The sequence below is a fragment of the Candidatus Desulfolinea nitratireducens genome (genome assembly GCF_982879505.1).
Window position 1 is genome coordinate 1 of the sequence record NZ_CEYOSI010000129.1, and the last position, 9,611, is coordinate 9,611.

The 9,611-nt window shown below is 48.7% G+C and carries 7 protein-coding genes; 4 read left to right on the top strand and 3 right to left on the bottom strand.

Annotation, left to right across the window (positions count from 1 at the left end; translation table 11 throughout):
* Window positions 1-103: 103 nt before the first annotated feature.
* Together AC3DOM_RS11650 and AC3DOM_RS11655 are read left to right on the top strand one after the other, a co-directional pair.
* A complete protein-coding gene (locus AC3DOM_RS11650; protein WP_487919216.1) occupies window positions 104-949 on the top strand; it encodes a carotenoid biosynthesis protein in 846 nt (281 codons plus the stop codon).
* Between the two features lie 174 nt (window positions 950-1,123).
* Window positions 1,124-2,644, top strand: a complete 1,521-nt coding sequence (locus AC3DOM_RS11655; RefSeq protein WP_487919221.1) for an L-serine ammonia-lyase, iron-sulfur-dependent, subunit alpha — start codon at window positions 1,124-1,126, stop codon at window positions 2,642-2,644.
* Window positions 2,645-2,687: 43 nt separating this feature from the next.
* On the opposite strand, the gene AC3DOM_RS11660 is transcribed toward AC3DOM_RS11655, so the two are convergent.
* The 3 genes from AC3DOM_RS11660 to AC3DOM_RS11670 form a co-directional block, all read right to left on the bottom strand.
* Complete coding sequence (locus tag AC3DOM_RS11660) at window positions 2,688-3,365, bottom strand: AlkZ-related protein (protein WP_487919217.1); 678 nt, start codon at window positions 3,363-3,365, stop codon at window positions 2,688-2,690.
* A gap of 24 nt (window positions 3,366-3,389) precedes the next feature.
* Window positions 3,390-6,419, bottom strand: a complete 3,030-nt coding sequence (locus tag AC3DOM_RS11665) for a DNA polymerase III subunit alpha (RefSeq protein WP_487919218.1) — start codon at window positions 6,417-6,419, stop codon at window positions 3,390-3,392.
* Between the two features lie 226 nt (window positions 6,420-6,645).
* Window positions 6,646-7,761, bottom strand: coding sequence for an integrase core domain-containing protein (locus AC3DOM_RS11670; RefSeq protein ID WP_487919219.1), 1,116 nt, complete (start codon window positions 7,759-7,761; stop codon window positions 6,646-6,648).
* Window positions 7,762-7,966: 205 nt separating this feature from the next.
* On the opposite strand from AC3DOM_RS11670, the gene AC3DOM_RS11675 reads away from it, so the two are divergent.
* Together AC3DOM_RS11675 and AC3DOM_RS11680 are read left to right on the top strand one after the other, a co-directional pair.
* Entirely contained in the window at window positions 7,967-8,623 is a 657-nt protein-coding gene (locus AC3DOM_RS11675) for a reverse transcriptase domain-containing protein (RefSeq protein WP_487919222.1), read from the top strand.
* Window positions 8,624-8,721: 98 nt separating this feature from the next.
* Window positions 8,722-9,531, top strand: a complete 810-nt coding sequence (locus tag AC3DOM_RS11680; protein ID WP_487919220.1) for a hypothetical protein — start codon at window positions 8,722-8,724, stop codon at window positions 9,529-9,531.
* The last annotated feature ends 80 nt before the right edge of the window (window positions 9,532-9,611 follow it).

The window sequence follows — 9,611 nt, forward strand, 5'->3', positions numbered from 1 at the left end:
CGCCCGAAAGAATAGCTTGCTCAACACTAGATTTCGTAATTAAGTGTAGTTGAATACTGGCATTACGTGTAATAAAAAGAGGAAGGAAGCATCTCCGACTATTATGAACATCTATTTCACGATATTTGAAATCTTGCTTTTTAGCTTGTTCATCTTGTGTCTCCGACACGCGATAAACGAAGGTCTTCAAGCAGTTCTAAGGCTTCTGGCAGGAGTTGCTTTTGGGGTTTTGCTGGAGTGGGCAACGATTGTTCAACTTGATGCTTACTCCTATGGTCGGTTTATCGTTCTGGTAGATACAGTCCCCGTTGTGATTGGGGTCGGGTGGGGCATTATTCTCTATAGCGCGATGTTATTTTCAAACAGCACAAAGTTGCCTTGGTACCTTCGCCCCTTTCTGGATGGCCTGCTAGCGTTAAATATTGATTTGGCAATGGATGCTCTTGCTATCCGTTTAGGGATGTGGGATTGGGGTTCAGGTTTAGCGAACGAATATTATGGTGTTCCTTTCGAGAATTTCTGGGCTTGGTTTTGGGTAATCTTTTCGTTTTCCTTTTTCTTCCGAGTATTTGACCAACTAAAGGGCCCAATCAAGGTATGGTTGGCCCCTCTTATGGCAATGGGTTTAGGTGTTGTTGGGGTATTAAGTACCAATCTATTTATAACTGAGATTGTTCCAAGAGAATTCGATTGGGTAGCAACCACGACTGTTGTTTTAATTTCCTTGGGTATCTTAATTGCAAGACGAGATGCCATTCGCCAGAGAACTGAGCATTCTTCTTTAGCTTTTTGGGTTCCATTTGGGTTTCATGGATACTTTCTTGTTATCGGGTTAGTATCAGGCTATATATTTCAGCCAATCGTTCTGCTTTTCGTGAGCATATTGATGTTTTTGGTTTCATTTGGAATTCATTGGGACCATATTCAGAAATATTTATCGAGAGGCTGAATAGAGCCGGTATCTTAAGATTAGTGGATAACTCGATAGCCCGAAAATTGTGTTTTCCAAAAGTAACTCGGTACATGGTTGTTTTAATCCAAGAAGTGTAAAGAAAGGAAATCTGCTTTGAGAAACTCATCCCAAACCTACCCAAGTATTTTCAACGATGTGATCGGCCCGGTCATGCGTGGGCCTTCCAGTTCTCATTGTGCTGCCGCTGTACGGATTGGCAAGATGGTCCGAGACTTAATGGATGGGGAAATCAAAGCTGTACTCATCGAATTTGATCCGGACGGCTCGCTGGCAACCACACATGAAAGTCAAGGCTCGGATATGGGGTTATTTGGCGGTCTCTTGGGGTGGGATGCTACGGATGAACGGTTGGCGGATTCGCCAAGGGCGATTCAAGAAGCGGGTATTAACGTAAAAACCGAAATTACCCCCATAGACGCCGAACATCCGAACACATACAAAATGACGGTCTCCAATGCCAAAGAAACGCATACAGTAACGGCTATCTCCACCGGGGGTGGCATTATCGAAGTGATTGAGATTGATGGTGTCAAAGTTTCAATGGCGGGCGACTACTACGAAACCCTTATTTATTTCGCCTCTGATAAGGATCGGTTGCTGGCCTACTTGCATGAGAATATCTCGGCTGATGAAATTCACATCTTGCGTGATGAGGCTACTCAGCTTGTTGAGATCAAGTCTCAGGGATTTTTTGATCAGGAAACTCTCTCTGAATTGCGCGCCAAATTCGATATCCAAGCCATTAAAGAAATCGCGCCAGTACTCCCGATTTTGTCATTCCAGAATATTAAAGTCCCGTTTATCACCTGTGCGGAGATGTTGTCGTATAACAACGATAAAAATCTCAAGTTATGGGAGTTGGCGATTCATTATGAGCGCTCAAGAGGGGCTATCACCAATGATCAAGTAATGCAAAAGATGGCAGAGATTACCGTCATTATGCAGAATGCTATTCATGCAGGTCTCGCTGGCACAGAATATACCGGCCGGATTCTTGGTTATCAATCCGGTAAATTTCAGGCTCAGATGGAAAATCGTCATTTAATCGACGGCGGTGTGTTGAATCAGATCATTATGTACACCACCGCCTTGATGGAATCGAAGAGTGCGATGGGTTTGATCGTTGCAGCACCGACGGCCGGGGCTTGCGGAGGGTTACCCGGCGCGGTGATTGGGGCTGCTAGCGCTTTGGATCTTTCACAGGATGATGTAACGAAAGCCATGCTTGCAGGAGGCGTCATTGGCATATTTATCGCTGCTCATGCGACTTTTGCTGCCGAGGTCGGTGGATGCCAGGCTGAATGCGGATCTGGCTCAGGAATGGCAGCCGCAGCGCTGGTTACTCTAGCGGGCGGATCAACCGAACAAGCTGTCAATGCGGCCTCTATGGCGCTCCAAAATATACTTGGGATGATCTGTGACCCGGTCGCTAACCGAGTGGAAGTGCCCTGCTTAGGCAAAAACGTAATGGCTGCCAGCAATGCCCTGGCTTGTGCCAATATGGCCTTAGCCGATTATGACCCGGTCATTCCTCTCGATGAAGTGATTCAAACCATGGACGAAGTTGGCAAGATGCTCCCCTCAGCTTTACGCTGCACGGCACTTGGCGGCTTGTCGATCACAAAGACTTCTAAAGAAATCGAAAAACGATTAGCTCAAAATGATAATTGAATGCCGCCCACTCTAAGATGAATCAGACTCGTGTGATACTTTGTCACCAACCAAGTTTCTTAGCTAACTCCTGACGATCGACTCTATTTGACATTGCCGCCCCGTCATCCAGGATCAACGCCCTTGCTTCCTCTACAGACCATTCCTTAGCCTCGTCCAGCCATCCTTCCGGAGCCCAATCCGCTACCCGACGGTAGCGATTGACAGCCCAACCGTAGAATTCCCCTTTGGCATTGATCTTACGCTCGCTGCCATCCACGGTAATGTAGTACTCGGCTTGCAATTGCCGAATGGCAGTATCTACCGCGCTCGCGCCACGCTTGCGGCTAACGCCCAGGGCTTTGCGAATTTGCCCTGTGGTAAGCGTGCCTCTTTCTTCAAATAGTTGCCAAAGCTGCCAGGTGCTTTGCTTAAACGTTCCATTTATCCCTCGCTCAGGCATGACCAGCATTGGGTGAAAGGCAGCATAGAAGATCGGGTACATGCGCTGCGTAACAAAACCCTTATGACCGCCCAAAATGCAGCCATAAGCCAGGCGTTTCTCCTCAGCGGCACGATCTTTCCAACGCCAGGGATCGGTATCGAGACCTATATGCCAGAGATTTTCCGGCGTCTCATCGCCCAGGGAAGGAAACCCCGGAACAATCGGCGACAGGGACATGAAACCGAATTCTTCAACACGCTCTACAAAATCAGCACAAGTGCTCAACATAACCGTCATTTGCTACCTGCCTTCCTCATATTCTCATCTCAATACGCGCTCGATCTTTTCTGCTTTCAGGGATGGCTCTTCGCGCCCTCTGTCGATTTCGAGAACGCCTGTGATTAGCATTGGATGATTGGATATCGCAATTTGCTTTACCTGTTTGTACAGATCAGGGAAGACGATCACGTCCAGCGTACCCGATAAGTCTTCCAGAGTCAAAAAGAGCATCGTTTCCCCTTTGGCCGTGCGGCTGCGTCTGGATGCCTGGCGTACTCCGGCCACCGTCACACGCTGACTGATCCGCTCAACCGCGTCTACAATCGCAACAGCACCGGCTTTCTCGATCTGATCGGCCACAAGTTCCAGCGGGTGCGCTGCCAGGCTAACCCCAAGGATTTCCTGTTGGACAACCATCCTTTCTTCCAGAGACCAATCTTCTTTTACATCTTCATTTATCGCAAAGAGGCTCATCTGTCCGGCTTGCCAACCGCCTTTCAAGCGTTGTAAAAGTGCAGGAATACTACCCAATCCATCCAACGCGCCAACTTTCACCAGATTTTCCGCTTCCTGCGAGCGCGGATCAACACGGGTCAGAAAGTCATCTAAAGAACGATAAGGGCGCAAATAGATGATCTTCTCAATCGTCCTCCTTGTCAGATGCTTGATCTGCCCCAAGCCCATGAAAAGCTGCTTTTCTCCTGATACAGATGCAACCGCGAAATTACGTAATGAATGATTGATGTGCGGCGCTCGCACCGTCAGCCCCAATTGACGCGCCTCGCTCAGGTAAACCCGCTGGCTGTAATAGCCGCCCCAATTTGCCAGCACCGCCGCCATGAACTCAGCGGGAAAATGCACTTTTGCCCAGGCAGAGCGCCAGGCGATCTGGGCATAGGAAGCGGCATGGGCTTTGGGGAAGCCGTAACCCGCAAAGGCGGCCATCATTTCCCAGACCCGTTCGCCCGTTTCCTGTAGAATACCGCTGCGTGCTTCTGCTTCTGAAACGAATTTGCGCTGCAATTCCTGCATGCGTTTGCCGGGATCGAAGTGGCTCATTGCGCGTCGCAGTAGGTCGGCTTCGGCAAGGCTAAAGCCTGCCAACTCATGGGCAATCCGCAGGACTTGCTCCTGATAGAGGATTACCCCAAAGGTCTCATCCAACAGAGGCGCAAGTGACGGATGCAGATGGTGTATTTCCTCCTCTCCTTTGAAACGCCGTACAAAGGCATCTTTCAGTCCACCTGTTAGCGGTCCGGGGCGGTAGAGCGCCAGGGCTGCCATAATGTCATCGGTGCTCTTGGCATGGATCTCCCGTAATGTGGCACGCATCCCAGGACTCTCGATCTGGAAGCAGCCAATCGTCTTGCCTTGCTCGATTAAGTCGGAAACCTGCTTGTCATCCACAGGTGTTGAATCCAGCACAGACAGGGAAGAGGGGTAACGCTCCGGTTGGTCTTGCTGGATGAACTCCGCTACATCGCCCAGCACGCTCAAACCGCGAATACCCAACAGGTCGATCTTGACCAGTCCAAATTCTTCTACCGCATCCAGGTCTAATTGCGTGATGATGACGCCCTTGCCTCCTGAACGCATCACAGGCACCAAATCAGTTACTGGTCCCGGCGCTACCACCAGTCCACCCGGATGCATGGATAGGTGACGGGGCAATTTCAGGATCGCTTCGGCATCATCAAAGATCTGTTTGTACTTCTCACCCGGATATAACTCGCGTAGAAAATTAAAAGGCGAGACAGGCTGCCCGTCTTCATCTCTTTCCTGGCTGCGTGCCCAGAAGGAGTGCGGAAGTTTTTCCGCCATTGCGCGTACCTGCTTGGGCGCTAAGCCATAGGCTTTGGCAACTTCGCCCAACGCCGAGCGTGAGCGGAAGCGGTTGATCGTCCCCACCATCGCCACCTGCTCCTCGCCATATTTTTCAAAGACATGTCGGATGACACTGTCGCGTCTAACAGAGCACAGATCGGTGTCGATGTCCGGCGGGGTCTGGCGAGCAGGGTTGAGAAAGCGCTCGAAATACAGGTTCAGGCGTAATGGATCCGGGCTGGTGATTCCCAAACAGTGCGCTACCAGCGATGAAGCCGCCGAACCACGCGATGAATAAGGCACGCCCGTCTCACGGGCGAAGTTGAGTACGTCTTCCACGATCAGGAAGATCGGTTCGTAGCCCATTGTTGCAATGGTCTCGAGTTCATGATCCAGACGTGCCTGGATGTCCGGCGTGATCTTCCCGTAACGCTTTTTTGCGCCGGATTCGGCTTTTTGACGGAGATACTGACTTGGGGTGAGCCCATTTGGGATCGGAACCTGGGGCATATTGGGTTCACCCAGAGACAGGTCGAAGGTGCAGCGTTCAGCGATTTCCTGCGTTTGCTTCAGCGCGGATTGAAAGCCATGAAAACGCCTGAGCATTTCACCCTGACTGAGAAAATACGCGCCTGCGGGGGCGAGGTCTTCATCGGATAGTGTGTTGAGCGGTTGATTTAGTCGTATTGCTGTCAGCGTGCGTTGCAGGCTTGCCTGTTCGGGTTTTAGATAATAGATCGGGTGCGTGACGACCATTTGCACACCCAGGCTGCGTGCGAAGCTGGAGAGGGGTAGTCCAACCCTTGGGTCTTGCAAGCTCAGATAAAGGCGGTTGCTGAAAATATCCTTGAGCGTTTCAAATTGTCTGGCTTCTTCTTTCCCACCTGCGCTGCCGATGGCGATCAGGTCATTGGACAAAGATACCAGCAGATCGAGCGAGCAAGGTTCTTCTGGATCATCCTGAAGTGCCAGGGCGCTGCTCAGTCGGCACAGGTTCGCCCAACCCTCCTGACTAGTTGCAAGCAGGGGCAACCTGCCTGTACTCAGGTCAATCTCTAGGCCGAGGAGGGGCTGGATTTCGGCTTTCTTGCAGGCATGTACGAACTCAACAGCACCGGTGAGCAGGTTGTGGTCTGTCATTCCCAGCGCAGGCATCCCTTGTGCTTTGGCTGCCTGAGCCAGTTCTGTCGGTGTCGCAAGTCCTTCTTGCAAGGAGTAAGCGGAATGGGCGGTAAGATGAGCGAACATTTGTTCAATTATAAAGGCAAGGAGCAGGATAGGAAAAGCCCGTACCGTGCAAAAACCTCAACCGACAGAAAACAGGGCTAAAAAGGTGGCAAACCGACCATCCTTGAGACCAAGAAGGGTTTTCGAAAACGGTGAATTGAGGGAATTCAACTGAAAAAGAACGCTCAGATTAGCAACGAGACGCACCAAAACACAAAAGAAGGTTGGGGGTAACGAGCTGGGAAACTCAAGTAGTGGAAAGAGCAAGGGGAGTGGGGGCACGATAGTAATCGTGGATGATGCCACCCAGGACATTTCTACACTGTATGGTTCCACTTGCAGGTCTTGCTTGGGGGATAGGGGTCTGCTGCCCAATCCCCTGATGGGGGCGAGCAATATTGTAGTAGCCATCAATATATTCGAGCAGGACACGTCTTAGATGAAGCGCACTCAAGATAAGGATATGGTCCAGACATTCGTCCCTGACTGAGCGAACCCAGCGTTCAGCAAAGGCATTGGCATTCGGTGCAGAGTAGGGGGTGTGAATAACATGGAACCCCACGGACTGAAAGACAACATCAAAGGATTGGGAGAATTTAGTGTCATTGTCATGGATCAGGAAACGAAGAGAAAGATATTGCTCGCGAAGTTTCCAAACCAGTTGCCTGGCCTGTTGAGTGACCCAAACTTGGTTGGGATTGGTAGTGATCCCGGCAAAGTGGACGCGTCTGGTGCCCAATTCTATAAAGAACAGCACATAGATCGTTTTGAGCCAAATTGTCTCTACAGTAAAGAAATCGCAGGCTAAAATCTGGTCTTTGTAATGTGCCATGAGGTGCTTCCAGCCGATCGAACCGCTACGCACAGGAGCTGGCAAAAGGCCATGACGGCGGAGAATGCTTCGGATGGTCGATTGAGACACTATAATATCTAACTTGATCAGTTCACCCTGGATCTTTCCATAACCCCAGCGAGGGTTTTCCTGAGCCAAACGGAGAATGAGATCATTGGTATCCTTGGAAAGGGAAGGTCTCCCACCAATTCCTTTGATTGAGAACGTCCACTTCCGGCGAACCAAATCTCGATGCCAGCGAAAGATCGTCTCAGGCTGAAAGATCAGAATGAGGTCACAAAAATGGTTGGTGGATTTATGCGAGAAATGTTTTAGCTTGACTACAAGAACAGCTAAAGTCATTTTCTCAATGCGAGTTGGTTTGATTGGGTGCTTGAGTTTACGCTGCAAGATAGCCAATTGATGACGGAGCACCAGGATTTCAAGGTCTTTTTCTGGGTCAGATAATCGGGAGAGGCTGAAAATCGATAAAAGTGATGAAAACAGGTGTCGCAGGATAAACCAGACCATGTAATTTCCTCGAAAAATCAGAATGATGTATTATCGAAGACTTAATATTACTGTATTTATAGGGGAAAAAACACGGATGAGGTTTTTAAAGGGTACGGGCATATTTGCACAGAAGCTTTTGCAGCCAGCACAAGGGAAGTTGCTGTTTTTCTAGAGTAAAATACTTCGGACGAGGTTTTTAAACCCCACGGGGATAATTTCGCCCATCCTCGCCAATGTCTACCTGCACTTTGCGCTTGATTTGTGGTTTCAGAAAGTGGTTATCCCGCACTGTGGCGGAGAAGCGTGTCTGATACGATTTGCAGATGATTTCGTCTGCGCCTTCGAGAAGGAAGAAGATGCCCGGCGTTTCTATGAAGCACTGGGTAAACGTCTGGGGAAGTTCAAGCTAGAGCTGTCTGCGGAGAAAACGCAGATTATTCCCTTCAGCGCTAATAGTGCGTTGGGCAGTGCCAGTTTCAACTTTCTTGGATTTGAGTTTCGCTGGGGTAAAGACCGGTCGGGTAAGCCGCATGTCAACAAGCGCACTGCCCGCAAAAGCCTGCGAAATTCTCTGATGCGTTTCAAGCTCTGGTGTAAAGAGAACCGGCATCGCCATTTACCTGATTTGTTCAAAGCTCTCAATGCGAAACTGCGCGGATACTTCAATTACTTTGGTGTTCATGGAAACCTGCCAAGTCTGGCTCTGTTCCATTATCTGGCCACCAAGTTTATGTGGAAGTATCTAAATCAACGCAGCCAACGAAAGAGCTATAATTGGGATGGGTTCAATCAACTCTTGGCCCAATTCGGCGTTTTGAAACCCCATATCGTAAACCGCCCCAGACGTGAAAGAAAGATGTTTGTTCCTGGTCTGGCTTAATGCCTTGCGGATGCGAGTATCTTTGAAGAGCCCGGTGCGGTAGTTCCGCACGCCGGGATCTGTGCGGGGCCTGTCGGGTAACTGGCAGACCTACCGCGATGGCGGCTGGCATTTCTGCAACAGACAAAGAAGTCAAGATGAAATTCACCTACAAAAATTTATCTATTTTTCTTGGGCTAGGAATTATTTTTATTTTATTAATTGTGGCTTCGCAAACACCTTCTCCTACCCAGATTATCTCAACGCCTAATTTCGTTAGCACGCCCGTACAAGATAAATATACTCAAGCATTCCTGAGTTATCTTACACAGTTGAATCAAGAAGGATTACAGTCCGAAAAAGAAATAAAAGTTGAAGATAGCAAACCCTTCATTTTTATTTTCAGACCACAAAAATCTCTCGAAGTAACAGAAACCGACACACAAAACATTACTGACGTTGCACTCCGCGCAGTTTCGATATTTGAAAGTCGGGGTGGTATTCGTCACAATGACATTGACATGGCTTTCCATCGTCCAAGAAATCAAAATATTATATTGATTAACAGGCGCAACATGCCTGAGTTGTTAAGTGAAAATATTTATGGCGAGATGACTTTATCTATTGATAGTGGTCATTTTCATAGCATAGTAAATCTAGCAGGACCGCACAAAAACGGGCGAAAAGATTATGCAAATTCATGGTCTGTTATTCAAGCAATTTGCATAGCTTATGCTGGCAATTTCCAAGATGTTGACCCTGTATGCAATATCATATCTGCAAATGCAGCCGCAGGCTGGGTAGGAATAGAACCAGACGAAGCAGAAGAAATCATTAATGGGTATGGCGCGACACAATTAAGTTACCTCGGTAACAAAGACTATCAATACCGTTTCATAGATTTTGTTTATAATGACTTTGTTCGTTAGAAAAATAACAGAACTCCATTCAACGCCCGTAGGGTTTAAAAACTCCATCCGGACAATTATCAGGTTAATCAGTTGAGTTT

What these genes read in the sequence shown, in the direction of transcription:
- AC3DOM_RS11680 (WP_487919220.1), top strand. Translation starts at nt 8,722, where the DNA reads ATGGCGGCTGGCATTTCTGCAACAGACAAAGAAGTCAAGATGAAATTC.
- AC3DOM_RS11670 (WP_487919219.1), bottom strand. Translation starts at nt 7,761, where the DNA reads ATGGTCTGGTTTATCCTGCGACACCTGTTTTCATCACTTTTATCGATT.
- AC3DOM_RS11650 (WP_487919216.1), top strand. Translation starts at nt 104, where the DNA reads ATGAACATCTATTTCACGATATTTGAAATCTTGCTTTTTAGCTTGTTC.
- AC3DOM_RS11665 (WP_487919218.1), bottom strand. Translation starts at nt 6,419, where the DNA reads ATGTTCGCTCATCTTACCGCCCATTCCGCTTACTCCTTGCAAGAAGGA.
- AC3DOM_RS11655 (WP_487919221.1), top strand. Translation starts at nt 1,124, where the DNA reads ATGCGTGGGCCTTCCAGTTCTCATTGTGCTGCCGCTGTACGGATTGGC.
- AC3DOM_RS11660 (WP_487919217.1), bottom strand. Translation starts at nt 3,365, where the DNA reads ATGACGGTTATGTTGAGCACTTGTGCTGATTTTGTAGAGCGTGTTGAA.